This is a genomic window from Shewanella ulleungensis, from assembly GCF_014648315.1.
Classification (GTDB): Bacteria; Pseudomonadota; Gammaproteobacteria; order Enterobacterales; family Shewanellaceae; genus Shewanella; species Shewanella ulleungensis.
In genome coordinates, this window is record NZ_BMQW01000003.1 from 271,824 (window position 1) to 294,470 (window position 22,647).

Consider the following 22,647-nt stretch of genomic DNA (forward strand, 5'->3'; position numbering starts at 1 on the left):
ATAAAACATGATAAAAGCTTACGGCGACAGTGTGTCTGGTAACTGTTACAAAGTGCAAATGGTGCTTAATATTCTTAAGATTGAGCATCAATGGATTGAAATGAGCATTATCAATGGCGATACACAGGCCGTGGCTTATTTGGCCAAAAATCCGACAGGAAAAATACCGTTAATTGAACTCGATGATGGCAGAGTGTTATCTGAATCCAACGCAATTATGGGCTATTTATCTTCGGGCTCAGCACTTATCCCTAACGATGAGTTTAGCAAAGCGAAAATGTATCAATGGTTGTTCTTTGAGCAATACAGTCATGAGCCCTATATTGCCGTAGCACGTTATATTCAATTGTATTTAGGTTTACCTGAAGCGCGACTAACTGAGTACTACTCTTTGCATGCTAAAGGTTATAAGGCGCTGAGCGTCATGGAATCTGGACTGACAAAGCAGCCATTCTTATGCGGTGAGCAATTTAGCTTAGCCGATATCGCGCTTTACGCTTATACCCATGTGGCGCATCAAGGTGGTTTTGAATTAGTTGATTACCCACATATAAGAGCTTGGTTAACCCGCATTACACAAATACCTGGCTTTGTTGCAATGCGGGTTTAATACTTTAGACTGTTTGTTTGCCAAGATTGGCAAAGTGTTTTGCCACAGCGGGTTCATACGGCGTTGATAATCCAACATAAGCTGGGCCAAATGCTTGTAAGCCGCGTTCGGTAACAAACTCTTTTGGTGCTGGTAAAATCACAATAGCGACATTTAGGCCTATATGATGGTTAGGTGTTGTGATTGCCACTTGGTTGTCCATATCAATACAGCAAATCAAGTCTGGGATCGTGACATCAACTTCACCATTACGACGTGCTAAAAGATGCTCATTTTTGATTTCTAATTGATATTGCTCTTGCTGGTACTCACCACTTCCATCAATGATTACGGTGCCAATAGTAAAGCCTTTTTCGGTACTAAAATGTGATTGTGAAACCTGACCTCTAAATGCAACATAACCCTCACCGTGACTTGCAATTGCCTCAGCAATGTCCTCGCCATGCTCTTTTGCTAGGCGGTAAGCTTTACCAATGGCCAGTGACTTAGAAATAGTGCCTTTAATCACCGCATCTTTTACTTGTTCAATTGGCATCGCATGATCGATAGCGGCAATATCATTACGACTGATCACAGATAAAGCACGTATAACCGTCTCTGCACGTAAATCATCAATAATATTTTCACAAATAAAACATTCGCCAAACTCATTTGCCGCCACAATTGGTGCCGCTGGGATATCATTAAAGTAATACGTTGAGTGGGTGATTTCAGGTACGGCACGGCCAGCGACGTCTGCATCAATAATATAGCCATCAGCCATTGCGGCAACATAAAAAGAAACCGCCGTATTTGAGCCGCCTAATTCACAACAAATGGTGCCGTAAAACTTCTCGCCAGTGTATTGTTCAAGGCGTTTAAATGCGGTCATCATTGATGATTGAGCACTTTTAGGCAATCTTGCGTAAACCGCTTCTTCGGCTTCAGATAACGCCGATAATGCACCCAGCAAATAAGGTGTGCAGATTTTTCTCCCCGCTGGGACCTCGTCGACATCAACGAGGGTGAAGGTTTTACCTGCGGCCAGAGCGGCATCGATATAGGCAATACCTTCATTCATTTCGCCACCGCCACCGGTGCCCAAAATAACACATCCGTGTAAAATATCTGTTAGTTCTAAACGCGTTAATAACTTCATATGACTCTCTGATATGTACTGTTAAATCATCGGTTAAGGTTTGGTATTAAAATTTGGCTTATAGACTCAGCGTTGAGTTTTGTGGCTTTTTGGTTGCCATAAGCTTTTTGATTACAAGGTAAAGTGGAGCTGTAATTAGCATGGCATCACACACTTCAATGCCTGTCAGTGTTAGCCAGCCTTTATTTGCCATCATGGCAAAACCAATTCCGCCAACCCAAGCGACTAATGCTTGAAAATTAAACGCTGCTATTTGATTTAAATGCTCAACTTGATAGATTTTTTGCTGTTGAATAAAGAAGAAGTCGACAATGTAAATTGCGGCAACAGGGCTAAAAAGAATCGATAAACTAAAAATGAACCCGGTAAAGTTATCGAGTAAATTTAGTGATGCCATCACGGCACCTAACACTCCGCCAACAATGATGATTTTCCATTCTGACCAATGAGGTTTAATGGCATTAAAACCGAGTGCGGCACTGTAAAGGTTGACCACATTGGTCACGGCACTTGATGCAATTAATAACACAAAGGCAAACACACCTAAGCCAAGGGTTAACATCACCACAAGAATGTCGGAGTTCACCACAGCTAAACCGGCGATTGCTGCCGCGATATAGACAAAATTGCTGATAAACATAAAAGGTAAAAAAGAGGCGATGACCGTGTCTTTGGGCTTGGCTGCAAAGCGGCTAAAATCTGGCATTAATACCACACTAACAATAAAGCTGCCGACAACGGCTGATACAGCTTCACCAAAGGTAAAATCTATCCCTGTTAGACCAACACTAGAGGGGGTGTCTTTAACCACATAGCCCAAGCTTTGATAAAGCATGTATGCCACGAGTAAAAACAAAATAGGCACAAATAAGCTTGATACTCGCTCAATAAACCTAAAGCCCCACAAGGTGGTAAGGGTGATCATTATGCTGGCAGCAATATCGAATGTCCAAATAGGTGGAGCATAATCAAATAGCTGCATTGAAAATTGAGCCGCTACCTCGCTAAACAAATTAATGTTAACGCCGTACCAACCAAGCAACGACAATACAAACGCCAAACTGACAATGTTGGCGCCTTGCAAGCCAAAGACAAATTTCATCGTCATACAAGAGCTTAGTCGGTTTTTCATACCAACATAGCCAGTAATCGTGCCTAACACCGACAAAATAAACCCGCCGATTAAAAATGCATATATGCTTTGCTCTAATCCTAACGCTGAGCCGATCTCTAGACCTGTAATGAGCCCCGGTACCGCAAAGGCTAGGCCACCATTGACCATGCCGATCCGCCAACCGTTATGGGTTTTATTTTGAGGCACTGGTGTGGTTGCGTAGTCTTCTAGCAAGTCATCGATTGTATTGGTATCGGCCATGTTGATTCCTAGTAAAGGCGCCGTTATTGACGCCATTAAACCCCAAGTAGATTGCTTAGAAGTTGTAAATGGCTTCTATACCAAAGCTACGCGGTTTATTGGGTTGACGAGCAAGATCTGTGACACCGTCAGCAACCATGAATAAGTCTTCTATGCTTCGCTCATCAGTGAGGTTGTCTACATAAGCTTGAATTGTCCATTGTTCAGATTTAATCCCAACACCGAGATTTAATGTAGTTGAAGATGATGAACGAATGTCTGCGATATCGATAGAAAATGATTGCGGTCCAACAACTTGAATATCAGCGCGTGACAATAACGCCCACTCACCATTGAGTTGATAGTGGTGATTCATCGACAGTGCATAGTTGTAATCGGCGACATAAAACTGCGTGTATCCGACCAGTTCTGGCTGACGGTCAAACTCTTTGATTTCAGAGTCGACAATACCTGCACTGAAACGCAGATCTAAGTTATCGGTTACTGCAAGATCTGCTTCGAGTTCAATACCTTTTGTTTCAACTTTATCGATAGACAGGTTTTCTAGGGTAAATGTGTCGACATTAAATTGAGTGATTTGTGCATTTGACTGATCTATCCAGAACACTGCGCCATTTAGGGTTAAGCGGTCATCAAATAAACTCGATTTAAAGCCAGTTTCATAACTGTCTGACACTTCTTGGTCAAATGAGCGGCTAATGCCCTCTGCGGGTTCATTAAAACCGCCGCTTCTAAAACCTTTTGAATAACCAGCGTATAGCAATAAGTCATCGGTTGCTTGATAGGCAAGTGTTGCTTTAGGCTGCCATTGGCTAAATGTATTTTTAGCAAAGGTGTCATCACGCGCGCTTGGGTCATAGGATTCACGCTTGTCTTCGTCGTAGCGTAATGCGGTGGTTAACTCGAGTTTGTCCGTAATATCGTAGTTAGTTTGTCCAGACAGGGCCCATGCTTTGCTGCTATTTTTGTCAGCAATGGTGAAAAACAGGCTATCGTCATTAAAGTCTGAGCGAGACTGTGCGGTATCACCGGCAAAATCATCAAAGAAGTTAATGGTGTTGTCGCGTTGTTTATCTTGATAAAAAGCAGAAACAGCCCATCTTAAAGCTTGATCGCCACGAGAGGTAAAGCGTGACTCGATAGTGAATGATTCAATGTCATACAGCCCTTCGGTGGCAAATGGTGCTCTAAAAAAGCCATCTTCATCAATGAATGTGGCATCAGCGGAGTAATCTCCATCATAAAAATGTTCGTTTTCTGATCCGCTATATGCAGTGATAAAGTCAAATGTGCCTAAATCGTACTCTTGGGTTAATTTAGCGCTTAATTCGTAAACATCACGTTGGTCATTATTATCAATGTTTTGCGAAGTCGGTAAGTCAAAATCTTCTGTGCTGTCTTCGGACACGTTCTGATAATAGGCAAATCCCGCATCAGAGGTGGTATAGCGTCCTTTGAGGTTTAAGCTTGTGTCTTCAAACAAATCAAATTGAAGTTGTGCAAACGCTGAGTCCTCTGACATATAATCTGCTTCATCATCTAAGAAGACATTATCAATTAATCCGTCGCTATTTTTGGTATAACCACCAACTCGGAAAAAAGCACTATCTTGTTCATTTAGCGACCCAGATACCACTCCACTCATGTTGTAGGTGTTGCCATTACCATAAGAGCCTTTGACTGAGCCTTCAATATCTTCTGTCGGTATTTTTGTGGTGACAATCACTGCACCGCCAATTGCGCCCTTACCGTATAGCGCGCCTTGAGCACCCCGCATAACTTCAATACGTTCTATATCGACCAAATCTTGATTGATAAATTCTAAATCAGGAGCCGTAACGCCATCTACGACAAAGGCGAGTGGGGCATCACCCACCTGAGGGGTAATTAATCCTCGTATAGTGATGCGAGCAAGCCCCGGGCGAAAATTATCTAATTGGCTCAAATTAGGCGTCATATCGGCCACATCACGAAAGTTAGTAATGCGCTGATTCTCAATCATTTCTGCACTAAAAGCGGTAACGGAATCGGGCACGTTTTGTAAGGTTTCGACACGACCTCGAGCAGTAATAGAGATCCTTTCTACGCCACTGGTGTCAATTGTTTCTACTTGAGATGGGTTGTCCTCAGCTAATAATGGGGAACTTATCGCCATTGAGATAGCAGCAGCAACAAAAGATTTTTTTGTAAATAGAGTCTGGGTATATGGGGTCATGGCGTTCCCTCTCGAAGTTATATTAGTCGTATGTAATCGTAATAAAATTGTTAAATAAATTATCTACAACCATTCTGGGACTTTGTCTGCAAAATAATATTTTGTAATTAGGGTTAAATTCGAAAATTTTGTAGCGCTTTTGTATTAAATAACCTTGTTTTTGCAAATTAATTGGCAATGATTCAGTATAGGAAGTAGCACAAATTCAGTGGGTAGATGCAATGAAGAAGAAATTGAAGATTGACAGTTACAACAAAAAAATATTATCCACCTTGCACCTAGAAGGTGCGTTAACCAATATTGAATTAGCTGAAAGAGTGAACTTATCGCCTAGCGCCTGTTTTCAGAGAGTTAAAGCATTAAAAGAGGCGGGCTACTTTAGAAATTTACATGCAGACATTAACTTAGATCAGCTTTGTGAGCATGTGTTGGCATACATTGAATTTACCTTAGAAGATAATAGTGCACCATCGAGAAGACGATTTGTTAGCCGTATTCACGAAATCCCTGAAATTATGGATTGTATGCAATTGAGTGGTGATGTGGATTATATTTCGTTAAGTTGTTTTCCTAACCTTAAAAAGCTTAATGAAATCTGCTCTGGATTAAGTGACCAAACTGATTTGAGGATCAAACACATCAAAACTCGTATTGTGCTTGAACGTGCTAAATGGTTTTTAGGTTATCCATTATCAAAGTTGAAATGGTTAGATGACGAAAAGTTTGATGGCGAGATGATTTCTGAAAGAGTCAGTATTTAAATGAACAGTTCACCAGCAAGTTAACTGTTCATTTATTAGGATTTTTATTTGTGATGTTATATTAATGTGGTTAACAATGAATAAGCCACTATCAGCATGATAACGCCTACTAAACTGTCAATTAAACGCTGTACGTTAGGCGTTCCAAGCCAAGGGGCGAGTTTAGCTGCACCAAATGCAATGGTGTAAAACCAAAGTATTGATGCCAACATGGTACCAATAGCAAATGCCCATTTTTCGTTGCCATCAAAAGTGCCTCCCACACTGCCTAGGATCATTACAGTATCTAAATATACATGGGGGTTTAGCAGGGTCACGGCAAAGGTGGTGCCGATAATTTTTTTACGACTAGTGGTCGCCGTAATATGTGTTGCAACTGAGTATTGATTTATCCATACACTTTTAAATGATATCGCGGCATAAACCACTAAAAAAGATACGCCTCCCCAACCTATAAGCAACATTAACCATTCACTACTGGCGATTAATTTTCCTCCGCCAAAAATACCAAGGCCAATCAATAACACATCACACAACATGCAAATTGTTGCCGCTAGAAAATGATGATTACGCTTTATGCCTTGGCTTAATATGTATGAGTTTTGTGCGCCTATAGGAATAATCATCCCTAATCCGAGAATAAGCCCTTGAAATAATGCAGAAGTCGTCATGAGTTTACTGTTTACCAATAATGTAAAGAGTGGCTAAATTATCAGACCCCACCATATAAGTTAAATTAATAATTTTTCTGTAGAATAAGAAAAACTAATGAAAGGTGTTTGGATTCTGTTTACGATAGCGTTTACAGATACAATGAATAGGGAAAATGATGAGCAAATTAGATTATAAGTTACTGCTAGCATTGAGCTGTGTCATAAAAGAACAAAGCTTTGAGCGCGCAGCGGATATCTTGTTTTTATCACAATCTGCAGTTTCGCAAAGGATTAAACAGTTAGAGCAACAATTTGCTCAGCCAGTACTCATTAGAAGTCAGCCTATTAAAGCTACTGATTTAGGTAAGCAGCTTTTAAAGCATTATTATCAAGTCGTGCAACTTGAGGCTGATTTGCTACCAAGTGCGATGCCACATTCACCTCAAACACCGTTAACTTTGAATATTGCCACTAATGCAGACACCCTCGCTACTTGGCTTATTCCGGCAATCGCCCCAGTGATTAAGTCGCATTTGGTAGAGATAAATCTATTAATGGAAGGTGAAGAACGTACGATTAATCGATTAAAAGATGGCCAAGCTTTTGGTGCCATTTCTGTGCAATCGACACCAATTAAGGGTTGCCAATTAACTCGTTTGGGCTGTGTTGACTATCTATTAGTTGCATCGCCTGAATTTAGTCGTCATTACTTTCCTGACGGAATTAGTGCTGAAAGCCTTAGAAAAGCTCCTGGTATTGCGTTTGATCACAAGGACAATATGCACACTCGATATATTCAACAACATTTTGGTTTGATGCAAGGTGAATACCCGTTACATGCTGTTCGTTCATCAGAAGCGTTTGTGACCATGGCTAAACATGGTGCAGCTTATTGTTTAGTGCCTAAAACGCAAATTAAACCAGAGTTAGCGTCAGGTGAGTTAGTGCATATTTGTAAAGACCACATCATCACAGAAACCCTTTACTGGCATCATTGGATTTTACTTAAAGGTGTCTACAAAGAGATCTCAGATGCCATTGTTATCCATGCTCAATCGATATTAGATTAACCCAGTCTGAAATCAATTAAGCCTCAGGTTAAACAAGCTTGTGTGAATAAAGTGTTCACTATCCATGACTAATCAAGGTTTGGTTATTCTTGTTAGGGACGATTGTGTCAGCAACAACCAGCATTGCAGAGGTTAATCGGGTTAACTGTTCTTCAGTAATAGTGTAAGGCGGCATAATGTAAATATAGCGGCTAAAAGGTCTCACCCATACGCCTAACTCAACAAACGCTTTTTGCAAGGTTGCAGTGTTTACTGACGAACGCATTTCGATTACGCCGACGCTGCCAAGTACTCGTACATCTTTGACTTGTGTTGATTTCATCGCAGCAGGCAAGGTGTGTAATAGATGCGTTTCAATGTCTTTAACTTGCTGAATCCACTCGCCCGTAAGCAATAAATCTAAACTGGCGGTTGCAGCTGCGCAGGCAAGTGGGTTACCCATAAAGGTTGGCCCGTGCATAAATACCCCAGCGGGTGAGTCACTAATGCCACTAGCAACTTCGTCACTGCATAAGGTGGCTGCGAGGCTAATATATCCCCCAGTTAAGGCTTTACCTACACATAAAATATCAGCTTCGATATTGGCATGTTCATAAGCGAATAGGGTGCCAGTACGGCCAAATCCGGTCGCTATTTCGTCTAAAATCAGTAGAACATCGTATTGGTCGCAAAGTTGGCGTAATTTGGTTAAATAAGCTGCTGAGTAAAAACGCATTGCCCCAGCACCTTGCATTATAGGTTCGATAATCACAGCGGCAATGTCTTGATGGTATTGAGTAAAGGCCGTCTCTAATGCGTCATTGTCGATTTGATTGAGTGGTTCATCAAACTTAGACGTGGGTGCAGGAATAAAGACTTGTTTAGTGACGTTGTTACCGAACATAGTATGCATGCCACCGTCAGGATCGCATACACTCATTGCTGCAAAAGTATCGCCGTGATAACCACTTTTCACGGTCATAATCCTTTGTTTTTGCGGCTTGCTGCGCCCCTGCCAATATTGCAATGCCATTTTTAAAGCAACTTCGACGGCAATTGAGCCAGAGTCAGCCAGGAAAACCTTAGTTAAGTTATCGCTGGTCATCTGCACTAAGCGTTTTGAGGTTTCAATGGCTGGCTGGTGGGTGATGCCGCCAAACATCACATGACTCAGTTGTGATAACTGTTTTTGCATAGCGGCTAAAATGGTCGGATGACTGTAACCGTGTACACATGACCACCACGAACTGGTACCGTCGATCAGTACTTTTCCATTGTCTAACGTTAGCTCACAACCTTGGGCAGAAACAACACCATATACAGGCAGAGACTGGGTCATAGAGGTATAAGGATGCCAAATATGTTGTGCATCAAAAGCGAAGTCGATGGTGGTATTTGTGTCTAGAAATGCCATAATTATAGATGCTCTTTTTTTAATCACTTGTATAGTGCGAAGTGTCTGCTGCGTTGACAGTTTACGGGCTCAGGGTATCCTAGCCAACATAAAATCAAAATAAAGGATTGATCCATGTCGTTAGCTGAAGTTCGTCACAATTGGCAAAAAGCTGAAATCGAAGCATTGTTTGCATTGCCTATGAATGATTTACTGTTTAAAGCACACAGTATTCATCGTGAGACGTTTGACCCTAACGAAGTACAGATCAGCCGCCTTTTGTCGATTAAGACAGGTGCTTGCCCTGAGGATTGTAAATACTGCCCACAAAGCGCACGTTACGACACAGGTTTAGAGAAAGAACGTTTACTTGAAATTGAAAAAGTACTCACAGAAGCCAAAAGTGCAAAAGCCGCTGGAGCATCACGTTTTTGTATGGGCGCTGCTTGGCGAAACCCACGCGACAAAGACATGCCATATTTGACCCAAATGGTTAAAGATGTGCGCGCATTAGGCATGGAAACATGCATGACATTAGGCATGTTATCATCAGAACAAGCCGACAAATTGGCCGATGCAGGTTTAGATTACTACAACCATAACTTGGATACTTCGCCTGAATATTACGGTGATGTTATCACCACCCGAACTTATCAAAGTCGTTTAGACACGTTAACAAACGTCCGCGCATCAGGTATGAAAGTCTGTTCAGGCGGGATTGTTGGTATGGGGGAAAAAGCCACTGATCGTGCTGGATTATTGCAGCAATTGGCAAACCTAGAGCAACATCCTGATTCCGTGCCAATCAATATGTTAGTTAAAGTAGCGGGCACACCGTTTGAAAAATTAGATGATCTTGATCCACTTGAGTTTGTGCGCACGATTGCCGTTGCACGTATTTTAATGCCTAAGTCGCGGGTGCGTTTGTCTGCGGGGCGTGAAAATATGAGTGATGAACTGCAATCGATGTGTTTCTTTGCTGGTGCTAACTCTATTTTCTATGGTTGTAAGTTACTGACAACACCAAATCCAGAAGAAAATGATGACATGAGCCTTTTCCGTCGTTTGGGTTTACATCCAGAGCAAGGCCCGCAAGCTAACATTGAATCAGACAGTGCACTGTTAGCCAAAGCCAGTGCCAAACAAGATAAATCGACTAAGCAGTTTTTTGATGCCGCAGCGCTGTAATCTAATATGACATCATTCAGTCAGCCTGACATTGGAGAACATCCAATGACATTGCGGATAAGTAAAGAACTTGCCGAATTTCAGGCTGCAGGATTGTTACGCCAACGACAGGTGTCGGTAACGACGCAACAATCAACATTGATTGATTTTAGCCATAATGACTATTTAGGTTTAGCCCACGAACCAGCGTTAGCACAAGCACTTTACGACGGTGCAACTGCTTATGGTGTAGGTAGTCGGGCATCACCGCTTGTGAGTGGGTATAGTCAAGCTCATGTGGCGCTGGAACAACGTTTATGTGAGATTACCGGCCACCAAGCTTGTATGCTGTTTAGTTCAGGCTTTAGTGCTAATAGCGCATTAATGAATACCTTGTTTAACGCTGATGATACGGTCATTGCCGATAAGTTGGTGCACGCCTCAGTGATTGATGGCTTAAAAGACTGTGGTAGTAAAATTAGCCGCTTTTTGCATAATGACATCAACAGCGCAGCACGTATTATTGAACGAAATCCCAATTCAGCCGTTGTCACCGAGAGTGTATTCAGTATGGATGGCGATGTAGCCCCCATTATTGAGCTATCTGATTTATGTAAGCAACATGGCTGTTGGCTTATTGTCGATGATGCCCATGGTTTTGGGGTATTACCAAGCTCGTTTGTTAATGCCAATAAAGTTGATATTCAAGTCGTCACCTTTGGTAAAGCACTAGGGTGTCAAGGCGCAGCGATTCTAGCCTCAAAAGAGGTCATTGATTACTTGGTTGCAACTTGCCGTGAGTATATTTACTCGACCGCTTTAGCGCCAGCTAATGCTTATCTAACATTGGCTGCGATTAATTGGCAACACACTCACCCAGAATTATTGGCACAGTTAACAGCAAATATTGTGTTGTTTAGACAACTTGCATTAGCAAATAACATCAGTATTACGTCGTCTACCACCGCAATTCAGCCCATTATGATCGGCGATAATCATCACGTTATCGCGATTGCGCAGCAGTTAAAACAACAAGGCTTTATAGTCGGCGCAATTCGTTCGCCAACGGTGCCAAAAGGTCAAGCGCGTCTGCGTATTACTTTAAATGCACAGCATAAAGCCGCTGATATTCAATCACTCGTGAACACCTTAACTCAGCTTATTCACCAGTACACTGATGCAAAGCAAGGTGCATTAGCACCGCAAGCCGTGACTAAATAAATTGTATCGATGAGACTCTCATGACGTTAGATAATCCCGTGGCAAATAAGTTTTCAATCGCCGCATCTCATTACAAGCAACATGATGTATTACAACGTATTACGGCTAAGCAATTATTAGGCCGTGCACATCTATGTGGCACCTTACTTGATGTAGGAGCTGGCCCTGGTACGAGTTTTAATGCTTGTAATGACGTTAAGCAAGTTGTGGCTGTTGATATCGCTCATGGCATGCTTAAGCAATTGTCTGAGCAACATCCCGATTATTTGCCTATTTGCAGTGATGCGCAGGTACTTGGATTGCAAAGCGCTGCTATCGACAGTATCTATTCCAACTTAGCCTTGCAATGGTGCCAAAACTTACCCCAAGCGTTTGTTGAGTTTCATCGAGTATTGCGACCCCGTGGCGAATGCCATCTCAGTGTGGTTGTTGATGGTAGCTTGGCTGAATTAAAAACATTGGGCTTTAGAGTGAATCAGTTTAATTCGGTATCGGCACTTAAGGCTGCGTTTATCTCATCTCAATATTCACCAAACAATTGGTTAAATATTGATATTCAGGTCGAGAGTATTAGGGTGTATTTTGATGATTTGCGCAGCTTGCTTTATTCAATAAAAGGCGTGGGTGCGTCGTTTGCTCAACAAGACGAAAACAATGTAACGCAACATCCTCCGCTCACTAAGCAACAATGGCAGCAACGTATTGCACTTGCTGAAACTATGCGTACCGATAAAGGCATTCCATTAACTTATCAAATTGCGTTTATCCGCGCTAAGCGAGGCTAGTATCATGTTGTATTTTGTGACGGGCACCGACACTGACAGTGGTAAAACGCTAATATCCACCGCTTTGTTAGTTAAAGCACAAGGGAAAAAATGCGGTTTTAAACCTATTGCTTCGGGTTGTGATGTGACTAAAGATGGTTTGCGAAATAGTGATGCGTTGATGTTAATGGCACAATCGAACATGGCTTTAACTTATCAAGAAGTTAATCCTATTAGCTTTGAACCAGCAATAGCTCCACATATTGCAGCCAAGCAAGTCAATCTAAGCCTTAGTGCGCAAAATGTACTTAATATAATGTTTCATCCAGCAATGCTACATGCAGACTTTGCCTTGATAGAAGGCGCTGGTGGATGGCGCTTGCCGTTAGGTAATGGTGAGTATTTGTCAGATACGGTTAAATTGTTGCAAGCGAAACTTCTACAATCTTCACCCTCGAATAGTGAAAATACTCACTTGACTCAAGCAGTAAAGAAAAATGCGACTATTGAAGTTATTCTGGTTGTTGGGATGAAATTAGGTTGTTTAAACCATGCTTTGTTAACGCAAGAAGCGCTACTTGCAGATGGTTTATGTATTGCTGGTTGGGTTGCCAATCAGGTTGATGCAGATATGGCGTTTATTGACGAGAATCTCGACAGTTTACAGCAAATGATGCACGCTCCATTTTTAGGTTATGTACCTTATCTGCCAAAACCGAGTGCAGAAAATGCTGCAAGATATCTACAATTACCAAAGCGTTAGTGATTAATATGAAGCTTGTTGGTGAGATTAAACATCATGAGTAACCTCACCAACAATCAAAATAGGTGATTCAATTGATTAACTGGCAATTGGCATCACTCGGTTACGGCCAAGACGCTTTGCCTCGTATAATAGCTTGTCAGTTGCTTCAATTAGGTTCCCGACATTTTGTTTTGGTTTCCACTCTGAAACACCAAATGAAGCAGTGATAGAGTCTATCACTTTATCGCTGCGTCTATCTTTTACGCTCAATTTTTCTAGCGCTCGACGGATCCCTTCTGCTAACTGTCTTGCGACTCTCAATTGGCTACTCGGCACGATAATGGCAAATTCTTCGCCACCATAACGATACAATTTTATTCCATCTCGACACGCTTCCTGAATACGTTTAGCAACAGTTTTTAAGACTAGGTCGCCTAATTGATGGCCGAAGGTATCGTTAAAGTTTTTAAAGTGATCGATATCAATTAAAATCAAGCATGTACCTGTTGGCGATAAATCAATTTGTGCTTCAATATCGTGGTTAAAAGCGCGCCTGTTTAATACATTGGTTAATGCATCAAATAACATGTCTTTTTCAGATTCTGCCAATCGCGTTTTGAGTGTATCAATTTCGGATTGGGCTTTTTGCAATTGCTCAGTAAAGCTGACCGTACTTGAGCGAATGCTAGAGGATTCTTTTACAATACTTCTTACAACACCAATGACTTGCTCAAGCGAAAAGCCTTTGGTTTCCAAATCACTTAATTTCTTGAAGTCTTTATCAATTTGAGTCTGAAATGTTTCAGTGTCTAAATTTGTGTCTCTGAGAGATTGTGACAGTTCACATACCATAGCATCCAAGTTTTTACGCATGTCGCGTACATCAAGTTCGACAGGATCGGCCACATGCTTACGATATAGCAACTCACTGGTAACAGGCGAGCATGTTTGATTCTGCTTTATTGCGGTATCGAGTTCTTGATTTAACAATGGATTTTGCTCACCAACATAAGCATACCAAAGCGCATAGTTGGTTGGCGTGGTGGGGATTCTGTACTTAAGCATTAACGGCACTGCTTTTTTCAGATTTGCTGCCGCGGTCTGCAATAATGTGTTAGACATTAACTGCCTCATAAATAGGGCGATAAAAAGACATTAGGGTGATTAGATATAATAGAATTAATAATAGGACATTATCATTTTACTGATCACAAAAAAAGCATCCTAAGATGCTTTTTATGGTGTTCATCAACGTTTCTTAGAAGGCATACGAAACGGCAAACATAGGACCTGTGAAGCTGTAACTGATTTTATGATCGAAGGTTCTCATTTCATCGTTGTTCATCTTACGTTGCTTCTCTATTGTGATGTCTACGTCATAATAATTATAAGCCAATTTTAACGACCAGTTGTCACAAAACTTAGTTTCTACACCTAAGCGTACATCGATTAATGAGCCATCGACATCATCATATTTAATTGAGAAATACTGCGCGTGTGCCGAAAAGTTCCAACCATGATAAAACTCATAAGCACCATAAACACCTACATTAGGTAAAGGAGCTGTAAGCGTTTCATCTACCACCTCTGGAGTTGCGACGACATTGTTACACAAACTAGTGAGAGATGAGTCCGGTATGCAAGTGCCTATAGTGCCTTTAAATACTGTTTCGACAAACATGGTGTGCAATCCAATAGAAACACCAACCGCATAATCAGTACCTTGCCAAACATCGTATCCATAACTTATACGTAAAATATCAATATTTAATTCTGTATTGAGTTTAGTGCCCACCTCGATGAGGTAATCTTTTCCGTCAATATCTTCAAGAATGAAATCTTGGCTAACGGCATTATTGTCGGCTTTTCGGTCGAGAGATTTCCAATCGATAAAAAGATTGTGACGTTGATTAAAAGAGTAGGTGAGTTCGAAATAGGGGAGATATTGTTCTTCTGCGAGTAAAAAGTCATCTTCGAAATCGATCGGAAACGATCCGCCTGTTTTAGGGTTGGTAACAGCCATATTCGAATCTGAGTTAGCATAAAATACCCCAATATCGAGGGCAAATTTATCCATTACTGACGTTGAGTGACTATTATGGCTACTCGCTGCGTATGCAGTTTGAGTGCTTAATAGCATCACGACAATATAAAAAAGGGGCCTAATCATTGAAACTCCGCATTTATTATTTGTTTTAGTGTTACAAGGTATGCGTCTTCATATGATGCTGTTGTCGTATTTGAGGTTGAGTTTATTTTCTTACGACATAACCAACATAGGGTGATTAAAATGTGTCGTCATAAAATTCAAACATAAAAGTAGGACAAACTGTTCAGCAGCTATATTAGCAGTTTGTAACTAAATGTGAAGTATTTGTATAGAAAAATTGCACTAAATCAAGTTTTCGCTGGTAGTTTGAACTTAAAGGCTTAAAAACAGCCTTTTTGTCACAAAAGCAGTCATTGCATGATGTCTAGGAGTGAGTGGGATCTGGATTGGTTGTTTTTGTGATAAAAACAAAAAAGTAGAGCGGTAAAAATGCTCTACTTTCACTTGAAATGTTAATGTGGTGTTAACGTTTGTGTTTGTTGTTTTATGGTTTCAATACGCGTTATTCAGATTCATCAGTGTCAGTGCTATCATCTTCAACGTCATCAAATTCAATTTCAACTTTTGCACTTGCTGGAGTATGAATTGTACCGACGACGGCATAAAAAGGTTTACCTTTTGCTAAACGACAATATTTAGCCCACAGTAATTCCATTACTGTAGATGCTGGTAAATTGCCTTTAGCAACGTTTACAAATTGGTCTTCATCGACATTGCACGGCAGTTGGTTGCCTTCGGCTAAACTTTTCATTGCTTGACCATGTTGTTCAAGCAAGTCAGCTTCCTTACTGGTAAAATCACCGCAGCGTTTGAAGCCTTTAGGAAAGTTAGCGTCATCATAGAAGCGTTTAGTAGAGCGGAAACTGTCACTTGACCCATTGGTGTGAGCTTCAATACCTTGTTTCGCATTGACAAATGATTGCTGAGACATGGCTAATACCTTCTAGATTATGAGATATAAAGATTTTCAACTGGAGTATTGGCTAGTATTATCAATTTTTAAATCAAAATATTTTGTCCTTCATGGTAAAGAATTTTTATGGATACAGATTTATTAAAAACGTTCTTAGAAGTCTCCCGTACACGCCACTTTGGTAAGGCTGCTGAAAATCTTTACTTAACACGCAGTGCGGTCAGCTTTAGGGTAAAACAATTAGAAGGTATTCTAGGCGTTGAGCTTTTTGAACGTCTACGCAATAATATTCAACCTACACCAGCCGGTGAACGAATGCTCGGACATGCCGAAGCAGTATTGAATGCGTGGGAAAGGGCAAAGCAAGATATTATTTTAAACCAAAAACATAGCACTCAATTAACTGTGTCAGCAGGACACAATATTTGGGATGCGTATTTACAACCCTATTTACAACCACTTCACCTTGGTTTAGACGGTGTGTCTTTGCGTACAGACGTATTGTCGGGTTCTGTTATGACGCGCCAGCTTATTGAACGCAGTTTGGACATAGCCATTAGCTTTGATCCTCCAAAACTCGATGAGTTAGAGTTGGTGAAGCTGACACAAATCAAATTAGTGTTAGTTGCAAAACAACACAATCTTAGTTTGGCGCAAACCTCAAGTATTCCTTACATCAAAGTTGATTGGGGCACTGCGTTTAATATCACTCATGCTCAAGAATACACTATGCTTCCAATGCCGGTATTGCACACCAGTTCTGCCAGAATGGCATTGGATTTTATACTGAATAATGGCGGTTGCGCGTTTTTACCAGAAGTGCTTGTTCAGCCTTATTTAACCAACAAAGCGTTATTTGTTGTTGAAGGGGCAAGCAGCATTACCCGTAATGTGTATGCGGCGTACTGGGCGGAAAATGAAAGGCAGTCTTATATTGAACAAGCCATTGATATACTGTCTAATGAATTAACCATTAAAAATAAACCACTTGTTGATTAACAAAGTGAATAAAAGCTTAGAGAATATATGGAGACACCTAAGCTTATATTCTTATTAAATTTAGAGTGTTTTAGATTTTTTAAACTAATGGTATTAGGACCATTGCCCAAGTAATAGCGCACATGGCTAAACTGAGAAATACAGCCGCAGACGCAATGTCTTTGGCTTGACCACTTAGTGGATGAATTTCATCACCGACACGATCCACTACTGCTTCAATGGCTGAATTAAGTAATTCAACAATCAAGACAATCATGAGGGTCATGATCAATAATATTCGTTCTGATGTGCTGATATTTACGAGTAGGGCGATCGGCAACATGACTATGGCCAACACAGCTTCTTGCCTAAATGCCGCTTCATTTTCCCATGCGGCTTTTAAGCCTTTTAATGAGAATCCTGTTGCTCTAAATACGCGTTTAAGGCCATGATTATTTACTGGTTTCATTATTTTTATTTCTTTTTATGCACTTTGTTTTGATTGTAACATTCACGCCTACCGTTGCCAGTATTTTTAGGTATATACCCAATCGAGCATCTTTTGCTTGGTTGGGTATATGTGCACTTTTATACGAGTTGTACTAGGCTTTAGCTTGCCATGAGGCTCAAGCTATTATGCAAGGATTGCTTATGTTACGTGTTTATTTTTCTGTATTTTCAGCCCTGTTATTGATAACCAGTATGCTGTGCCAAAGTGAGGTGCTTTTTAAGCCTGAAATTCAACTTGCTAGTCACTATGCTCCAGACTTAGCTGTAACCGATTACCTTGTGAGCGAAAAATTAGATGGGGTTCGGGGATATTGGACGGGTAAACAGATGCTAACTAAAAGTGGCCGCATCGTTAACTTGCCAACTAATTTTACCCAAGGGTTTCCTGAGTACCCTATTGATGGCGAGTTATGGTTAGGTCGTGAGCAATTTGAGCAAATCTCTGCATTAGTTCGTCGGCAACATACTCAAGTACAAGAGTGGCAATCTGTCTCATTTATGATGTTTGATTTACCGCAATATAATGGCACCTTTGAACAACGGTATAAGGAGATGCAACAACTGGTACAAGAGGCGGACTCAACACACTTAAAGGTCATAGCTCAACTAACATTTGCAGATAATAATGCGTTATTTTCTGAGCTTGATCGTGTAGTAAATGCTGGAGGGGAAGGGTTAATGTTACATTATCGGCATGCTTTTTATACCGTTGGGCGAAGTCAGTATATTGTAAAGTTAAAACCTAAATATGATGCAGAAGCCTTGGTGATTGGTCACACCGCAGGCAAAGGAAAATACACAGGTCAACTAGGTGCTTTAACGGTTAAAACGCCTCAAGGAAAGGTGTTTAATATTGGCAGTGGGCTCAGTGACAAACAAAGACTATCTCCACCCGCTATCGGTGCAACTATTACTTATCAATATTTAGGCTTTACCCAAAAAGGGACACCACGTTTTGCGACTTTTTTGCGCGAGCGACCCGCTCAATAGTGCTGGGTATTATTGAAGGTGAAGGACCATCACGTTATTTGCAAAAAATATCATTTCTAAACGTGAATCGATAAACATCCACCTGAGCTATATCAATCTCGAAAATACATCAACCTCGAAGATAAACCAGCAGGTAAGGGTCATGAACGATATAACTAATTTAGCCAACGTCTCGTCAGTACTATTTGTGTGTATGGGGAATATTTGTCGCTCCCCTACAGCAGAGGCTGTATTTAAGCAGCAAGCTACACTACACGGTTTATCGCTGAAGATAGACTCGGCAGGAACAATAGCGTTTCATCAAGGAAACGCACCTGATACACGCAGTATGTTAGCGGGTCGAAAACGTGGTTTAGATTTTTCAGGTATGAAAGCCAGGCAAGTGGTCGACAATGATTTTGAGGTATTTGATTTGATTTTAGTCGCAGATGAAGCCAATTTAATCGATTTATACTCACGATGTCCTGCGCATTTACAATATAAAATCCGCTTGATTTTGTCTTTTGTGGGTGGTGGCGTAAGGGAGGTGCCAGACCCATATTATGGTGGTGACAGGGGATTTGAGTTGGTTATCGATTTACTCGAGATTAGTCTTGCTGAATTAGCTAAACAATTGGTACTCGCTAAAGCGGGGTAAGCAGTTACCCCGTTTAATCGTGATTAGCTATATTCTAGATTTTTGCGATAAAGGTAAAGATTAGTCGTTGTGGCGTTTACCTGAGCGCTTTAGTTTTTCTTGCTCAATTTTTTGCTGCTTTATTGCTTCTTTTTCTGCTAACACTCGTGCGACTTCGATTTTTTCAGCTTCTGCCATCTCAGGTGTTTCTAAGCTTAATAGACCAATACGTCCAGAGCGATAATCGTGTAATAACAATTCAGACACTTTATGGTAATCAATACGCCCACCTGGACGCAACGCACCGCGTGAGTTGGCAATGGCCTCTAGTAAGCCTATGTCTGTATCAGGTAAAGAGCTGAGCTTATAACGTTCACAAATAGCTTCTGGATAAGCTTTTAAGAAGTACTCTGCGGCAAACATTGCCACATCTTCATACTCCATGGCCGTATCTTTAATGGCGCCAGTTACGGCAAGACGATAACTGCTGGCTTCGTTATCGACTTTTGGCCATAAAATCCCTGGAGTGTCAGAAAGCACAATACCATTACGTAAATTAATGCGTTGTTGGGTTTTGGTCACTGCAGGTTCATTACCTGTTTTGGCGATAGTGCGACCTGCTAAGGTATTGATGATGGTTGATTTACCTACGTTTGGAATACCCATAATCATAGTGCGAATGTCTTTTTCCATCACATCGCGATGAGGCACTAATTTACGGCAAATATCTGGAATACTTCTCACCATACCGGGCTGCAAGGTTGTAATAGCTGAGGCTTTCACCCCTTGTTCACGCTCGAGGTATTCAATCCAACGTTCTGTCACCGCTGGATCGGCTAAATCTGATTTATTGAGTAATTTAATGCACGGTTTATCGCCACGAAGTTGTGACACCATTGGGTTTTCACTGCTGTAGGGAATGCGTGCATCAAGCACTTCAATAACAAGATCGACCTGAGGCATAGCCTCTTCAATCTCTTTACGTGCTTTGTGCATGTGTCCTGGATACCACTGAATTGCCATGATGTTGCCTTATAACCGAATGCTTGTTCGAGTAACTTATTTGAGTAACTTATTTGAGTAAATAATTGAATATTTAATCAAATAATATAAAGGCCGTATTGTACCTTTACTAGCTTAGTAAAAACATAAAAAAAGCGCCTAATGGCGCTTAGTCTTAATGTTATTTAACCGTATAAAGTTAAATGACTCCTAACTCACGTAATCTTTCCATTAAGTAACTGTCAGCAGTATAACGCTCTGACAGCACTACATCGGGATTAGGATGTAAAAACAAAGGTAATGAAATACGTGACTTGGTTTTGTCAGTACCTTCAGGGTTAATTACGCGATGTGAAGTAGAGGGGAAGTAACCGCCAGAGGCTTCTTGTAGCATGTCACCAATATTAATAATGATGCTACCAAAGTCACTTGGCACATCTATCCATTCACCGGTTTTAGTTTTAACTTGTAAACCAGGCTCATTTGCTGCAGGTAATAAAGTAATTAAATTAATGTCTTCATGTGCTGCCGCGCGGATTGCTCCCATTTCTTCATCACCCTTCATAGGCGGATAATGTAAAATACGCAGTAAGGTTTTTTGGCTTTCGGCAATCATGTCTGGCAAGGGTATTGAAAACTTGGCGGCAACATCTGCTGGGGTATGCTTCTCTATCCAACCAAGCAGTTCTGATGCTAACGTATTTGCGTGTTCATAATATGCAAGGATATTTTCTTTCAGTGAATCAGGAATGCGGCCCCAAGGATACACATGATAATATTCTTTGATATCTTTTACTGTGTTGCCTTTGGCTGTTTCTGATATTGAAGCAGGGAAGAAACCATCATGAGTTTCAGCATTGAACAAAAAATCGTGTTTTTGTTCTGATTGAAAGAATTCGTACCATTCTTTGTAGATATCTTCGACAAGTTGTTTTTGAATTGGGTGATTTGATAATACCCCAAAACCTGTTTCGCGAAGTGACTCGACAAAGCGCTCTGCACTATCTGGTGCTAAATAATCAATTGTATTAAGTTTCATTATATATTTCTTATTAGTGTGTTGACCCACGCTAATGGTAACCTTAGTCACACTTTGTCGCAATTATTTGCACGTATTCAAAGAGTATTGGTTGAACTGATGCTATTGATCACGCGTATTATTTACCAATGCGGCAAAAAATCAGTGAGAACGAACAATGAATAATCTAACCGAATTTGAAAAATACGTTATTGAGCAAAAAGGCACAGAGCGTCCTTTTAGTGGTGAGTACGTCGATCATGATGCTCATGGCGTTTATTGCTGTAAAAAATGTTTTGCACCTTTGTACAAAAGCGAACATAAGTTTAACGCTCATTGTGGCTGGCCAGCATTTGACGATGAGATAGCGGGTGCTGTTAAGCGTACTCCTGATGCCGATGGGCGTCGAGTCGAAATTACCTGTGATCAATGTGGTGGACATTTAGGCCATGTATTTGAAGGTGAATTATTGACGGATAAAAATGTACGTCATTGCGTAAATTCGGTGTCGATGGTGTTCAAATCAATAGATGAATTAAACATGTCTGATTCGGCTCCTAACCAAATTCAAAAAGCGACTTTTGGTGCGGGCTGCTTTTGGTGTGTTGAAGCCATTTTTGCTCAGCTTGAGGGCGTGATAAGTGTTAAATCAGGGTACTGTGGCGGAGATGCAAAAGAGGCAAATTACCACGCGGTATGTTCAGGGCGCACAGGGCACGCTGAAGTGGTTCACATTGAGTTTGATCCTGCGGTTATTCATTTTGAAACACTACTAAGCGTGTTATTTGAAAGTCATAATCCGACGACATTAAACCAACAAGGTAATGATAAAGGACCACAATATCGTTCGGTTATTTTTGCGCATAATAGCGAACAAGTTGACTTAGCTAATGCGTATATCAAGCAATTAACTGCGCAAGGGATCTGGCCTAATCCTATCGTGACTCAAATTAGTGCGTTTGACACATTTTATCCGGCAGAGAATTATCATGATGATTACTTTGCTAAACATGGCGAACAACCGTATTGTCAGCTAGTGGTAAAACCGAAATTTGATAAAGTAATGAGCAAATTTGCTGATAAACGTAAAAAGTAACGTCGCAGATAACATGCAAAAGGGGGGGAGGTTGAATCATCAATCTTCCCCTTTTTGATTTTTATACTGCCGCTTTATACAGGACTTTATTAACACTATAACTTTGTGTTTGATACGTTTAAGTTTGCGCACGCAATGATACTTAATTGGCTAGAATTATAGTGTTGTTAGTCAACTTACTTATCCGATGACAATCAATTATAGTCCCAAGACGACTCCCTTCAACAGCAGCTTAGTTTTTTATCTATTGCGAATATGATTGCAACTATGTGCATATCAATACGAGCAAACAGCGCCGCTTAACTAAAAATAACCCAATAAAA

At 40.8% G+C, this 22,647-nt stretch carries 22 protein-coding genes; 11 read left to right on the top strand and 11 right to left on the bottom strand.

The annotated features are described in order from the left end of the window. The first annotated feature begins 10 nt into the window (after positions 1-10). Positions 11-610 carry a glutathione S-transferase family protein gene (locus IEY40_RS07940; RefSeq protein ID WP_229777058.1) on the top strand — a complete coding sequence of 200 codons (600 nt, stop codon included), beginning with the start codon at positions 11-13 and terminating at the stop codon, positions 608-610. Between the two features lie 4 nt (positions 611-614). On the opposite strand, the gene IEY40_RS07945 is transcribed toward IEY40_RS07940, so the two are convergent. Genes IEY40_RS07945 through IEY40_RS07955 form a run of 3 tightly spaced genes read right to left on the bottom strand, consistent with a single transcriptional unit; the run spans position 615 to position 5,338 of the window. Further along, on the bottom strand, positions 615-1,748 hold the full coding sequence (locus IEY40_RS07945; protein ID WP_188954967.1) for an S-methyl thiohydantoin desulfurase family protein: 1,134 nt from the start codon (positions 1,746-1,748) through the stop codon (positions 615-617). 58 nt (positions 1,749-1,806) lie between these two features. After that, positions 1,807-3,123 carry a cytosine permease gene (locus tag IEY40_RS07950; RefSeq protein WP_188954969.1) on the bottom strand — a complete coding sequence of 439 codons (1,317 nt, stop codon included), beginning with the start codon at positions 3,121-3,123 and terminating at the stop codon, positions 1,807-1,809. A 55-nt stretch (positions 3,124-3,178) separates the two neighbouring features. Continuing rightward, complete coding sequence (locus IEY40_RS07955) at positions 3,179-5,338, bottom strand: TonB-dependent receptor (protein WP_188954971.1); 2,160 nt, start codon at positions 5,336-5,338, stop codon at positions 3,179-3,181. A gap of 221 nt (positions 5,339-5,559) precedes the next feature. Here IEY40_RS07955 and IEY40_RS07960 point away from each other — a divergent pair, with 221 nt between their 5' ends. Then, positions 5,560-6,099, top strand: a complete 540-nt coding sequence (locus IEY40_RS07960; RefSeq protein ID WP_188954973.1) for an Lrp/AsnC family transcriptional regulator — start codon at positions 5,560-5,562, stop codon at positions 6,097-6,099. Between the two features lie 56 nt (positions 6,100-6,155). Here the strand turns inward: IEY40_RS07960 and IEY40_RS07965 are convergent, their stop codons facing one another. After that, positions 6,156-6,770, bottom strand: a complete 615-nt coding sequence (locus tag IEY40_RS07965; RefSeq protein ID WP_188954975.1) for a LysE/ArgO family amino acid transporter — start codon at positions 6,768-6,770, stop codon at positions 6,156-6,158. A 158-nt stretch (positions 6,771-6,928) separates the two neighbouring features. Here IEY40_RS07965 and IEY40_RS07970 point away from each other — a divergent pair, with 158 nt between their 5' ends. Then, a complete protein-coding gene (locus IEY40_RS07970; RefSeq protein WP_188954977.1) occupies positions 6,929-7,822 on the top strand; it encodes a LysR family transcriptional regulator ArgP in 894 nt (297 codons plus the stop codon). A gap of 58 nt (positions 7,823-7,880) precedes the next feature. Here IEY40_RS07970 and bioA read toward each other — a convergent pair whose 3' ends face one another. After that, entirely contained in the window at positions 7,881-9,215 is a 1,335-nt protein-coding gene (gene bioA / locus IEY40_RS07975; RefSeq protein WP_188954979.1) for an adenosylmethionine--8-amino-7-oxononanoate transaminase, read from the bottom strand. A 114-nt stretch (positions 9,216-9,329) separates the two neighbouring features. Here bioA and bioB point away from each other — a divergent pair, with 114 nt between their 5' ends. From bioB to bioD, 4 genes are read left to right on the top strand one after another with little or no spacing between them, the layout of a single operon-like run. After that, positions 9,330-10,382, top strand: a complete 1,053-nt coding sequence (gene bioB / locus IEY40_RS07980) for a biotin synthase BioB (protein ID WP_188954981.1) — start codon at positions 9,330-9,332, stop codon at positions 10,380-10,382. A gap of 45 nt (positions 10,383-10,427) precedes the next feature. Continuing rightward, the gene (locus tag IEY40_RS07985; protein WP_188954983.1) at positions 10,428-11,582 is read left to right on the top strand and encodes an aminotransferase class I/II-fold pyridoxal phosphate-dependent enzyme; all 1,155 of its coding nucleotides are present in this window, start codon (positions 10,428-10,430) and stop codon (positions 11,580-11,582) included. 20 nt (positions 11,583-11,602) lie between these two features. After that, positions 11,603-12,367 carry a methyltransferase domain-containing protein gene (locus IEY40_RS07990; RefSeq protein ID WP_188954985.1) on the top strand — a complete coding sequence of 255 codons (765 nt, stop codon included), beginning with the start codon at positions 11,603-11,605 and terminating at the stop codon, positions 12,365-12,367. A 4-nt stretch (positions 12,368-12,371) separates the two neighbouring features. Beyond that, entirely contained in the window at positions 12,372-13,109 is a 738-nt protein-coding gene (bioD, locus tag IEY40_RS07995; protein ID WP_428848170.1) for a dethiobiotin synthase, read from the top strand. 78 nt (positions 13,110-13,187) lie between these two features. Here bioD and IEY40_RS08000 read toward each other — a convergent pair whose 3' ends face one another. The 3 genes from IEY40_RS08000 to IEY40_RS08010 form a co-directional block, all read right to left on the bottom strand. Further along, positions 13,188-14,213, bottom strand: a complete 1,026-nt coding sequence (locus IEY40_RS08000; protein ID WP_188954987.1) for a GGDEF domain-containing protein — start codon at positions 14,211-14,213, stop codon at positions 13,188-13,190. A gap of 136 nt (positions 14,214-14,349) precedes the next feature. Further along, positions 14,350-15,261, bottom strand: a complete 912-nt coding sequence (locus IEY40_RS08005) for a hypothetical protein (protein WP_188954989.1) — start codon at positions 15,259-15,261, stop codon at positions 14,350-14,352. A 442-nt stretch (positions 15,262-15,703) separates the two neighbouring features. Further along, positions 15,704-16,132 (bottom strand): MaoP family protein, encoded by a 429-nt coding sequence (locus tag IEY40_RS08010; protein WP_188954991.1) that lies wholly within the window; start codon positions 16,130-16,132, stop codon positions 15,704-15,706. 108 nt (positions 16,133-16,240) lie between these two features. Between IEY40_RS08010 and hdfR the strand changes: the two genes are divergently transcribed. After that, complete coding sequence (hdfR, locus tag IEY40_RS08015) at positions 16,241-17,113, top strand: HTH-type transcriptional regulator HdfR (RefSeq protein WP_188954993.1); 873 nt, start codon at positions 16,241-16,243, stop codon at positions 17,111-17,113. Positions 17,114-17,192: 79 nt separating this feature from the next. On the opposite strand, the gene IEY40_RS08020 is transcribed toward hdfR, so the two are convergent. Then, on the bottom strand, positions 17,193-17,561 hold the full coding sequence (locus tag IEY40_RS08020; RefSeq protein WP_188954995.1) for a diacylglycerol kinase: 369 nt from the start codon (positions 17,559-17,561) through the stop codon (positions 17,193-17,195). A 182-nt stretch (positions 17,562-17,743) separates the two neighbouring features. Here IEY40_RS08020 and IEY40_RS08025 point away from each other — a divergent pair, with 182 nt between their 5' ends. Next, on the top strand, positions 17,744-18,592 hold the full coding sequence (locus IEY40_RS08025) for a DNA ligase (protein WP_188954997.1): 849 nt from the start codon (positions 17,744-17,746) through the stop codon (positions 18,590-18,592). A gap of 142 nt (positions 18,593-18,734) precedes the next feature. Further along, entirely contained in the window at positions 18,735-19,229 is a 495-nt protein-coding gene (locus IEY40_RS08030) for a low molecular weight protein-tyrosine-phosphatase (RefSeq protein ID WP_229777049.1), read from the top strand. 60 nt (positions 19,230-19,289) lie between these two features. On the opposite strand, the gene ylqF is transcribed toward IEY40_RS08030, so the two are convergent. Further along, complete coding sequence (gene ylqF, locus IEY40_RS08035) at positions 19,290-20,231, bottom strand: ribosome biogenesis GTPase YlqF (RefSeq protein WP_188954999.1); 942 nt, start codon at positions 20,229-20,231, stop codon at positions 19,290-19,292. A 178-nt stretch (positions 20,232-20,409) separates the two neighbouring features. Beyond that, complete coding sequence (locus IEY40_RS08040) at positions 20,410-21,249, bottom strand: isopenicillin N synthase family dioxygenase (RefSeq protein ID WP_188955001.1); 840 nt, start codon at positions 21,247-21,249, stop codon at positions 20,410-20,412. A gap of 157 nt (positions 21,250-21,406) precedes the next feature. Between IEY40_RS08040 and IEY40_RS08045 the strand changes: the two genes are divergently transcribed. Next, positions 21,407-22,324 carry a bifunctional methionine sulfoxide reductase B/A protein gene (locus IEY40_RS08045; RefSeq protein WP_188955003.1) on the top strand — a complete coding sequence of 306 codons (918 nt, stop codon included), beginning with the start codon at positions 21,407-21,409 and terminating at the stop codon, positions 22,322-22,324. Positions 22,325-22,647: the final 323 nt, after the last annotated feature.

Coding starts and splice junctions, on each gene's coding strand:
- IEY40_RS07945 (WP_188954967.1), bottom strand. CDS start 1,748: ATGAAGTTATTAACGCGTTTAGAACTAACAGATATTTTACACGGATGT.
- IEY40_RS07950 (WP_188954969.1), bottom strand. CDS start 3,123: ATGGCCGATACCAATACAATCGATGACTTGCTAGAAGACTACGCAACC.
- IEY40_RS07955 (WP_188954971.1), bottom strand. CDS start 5,338: ATGACCCCATATACCCAGACTCTATTTACAAAAAAATCTTTTGTTGCT.
- IEY40_RS07960 (WP_188954973.1), top strand. CDS start 5,560: ATGAAGAAGAAATTGAAGATTGACAGTTACAACAAAAAAATATTATCC.
- IEY40_RS07965 (WP_188954975.1), bottom strand. CDS start 6,770: ATGACGACTTCTGCATTATTTCAAGGGCTTATTCTCGGATTAGGGATG.
- IEY40_RS07970 (WP_188954977.1), top strand. CDS start 6,929: ATGAGCAAATTAGATTATAAGTTACTGCTAGCATTGAGCTGTGTCATA.
- bioA (WP_188954979.1), bottom strand. CDS start 9,215: ATGGCATTTCTAGACACAAATACCACCATCGACTTCGCTTTTGATGCA.
- bioB (WP_188954981.1), top strand. CDS start 9,330: ATGTCGTTAGCTGAAGTTCGTCACAATTGGCAAAAAGCTGAAATCGAA.
- IEY40_RS07985 (WP_188954983.1), top strand. CDS start 10,428: ATGACATTGCGGATAAGTAAAGAACTTGCCGAATTTCAGGCTGCAGGA.
- IEY40_RS07990 (WP_188954985.1), top strand. CDS start 11,603: ATGACGTTAGATAATCCCGTGGCAAATAAGTTTTCAATCGCCGCATCT.
- bioD (WP_428848170.1), top strand. CDS start 12,372: ATGTTGTATTTTGTGACGGGCACCGACACTGACAGTGGTAAAACGCTA.
- IEY40_RS08000 (WP_188954987.1), bottom strand. CDS start 14,213: ATGTCTAACACATTATTGCAGACCGCGGCAGCAAATCTGAAAAAAGCA.
- IEY40_RS08005 (WP_188954989.1), bottom strand. CDS start 15,261: ATGATTAGGCCCCTTTTTTATATTGTCGTGATGCTATTAAGCACTCAA.
- IEY40_RS08010 (WP_188954991.1), bottom strand. CDS start 16,132: ATGTCTCAGCAATCATTTGTCAATGCGAAACAAGGTATTGAAGCTCAC.
- hdfR (WP_188954993.1), top strand. CDS start 16,241: ATGGATACAGATTTATTAAAAACGTTCTTAGAAGTCTCCCGTACACGC.
- IEY40_RS08020 (WP_188954995.1), bottom strand. CDS start 17,561: ATGAAACCAGTAAATAATCATGGCCTTAAACGCGTATTTAGAGCAACA.
- IEY40_RS08025 (WP_188954997.1), top strand. CDS start 17,744: ATGTTACGTGTTTATTTTTCTGTATTTTCAGCCCTGTTATTGATAACC.
- IEY40_RS08030 (WP_229777049.1), top strand. CDS start 18,735: ATGAACGATATAACTAATTTAGCCAACGTCTCGTCAGTACTATTTGTG.
- ylqF (WP_188954999.1), bottom strand. CDS start 20,231: ATGGCAATTCAGTGGTATCCAGGACACATGCACAAAGCACGTAAAGAG.
- IEY40_RS08040 (WP_188955001.1), bottom strand. CDS start 21,249: ATGAAACTTAATACAATTGATTATTTAGCACCAGATAGTGCAGAGCGC.
- IEY40_RS08045 (WP_188955003.1), top strand. CDS start 21,407: ATGAATAATCTAACCGAATTTGAAAAATACGTTATTGAGCAAAAAGGC.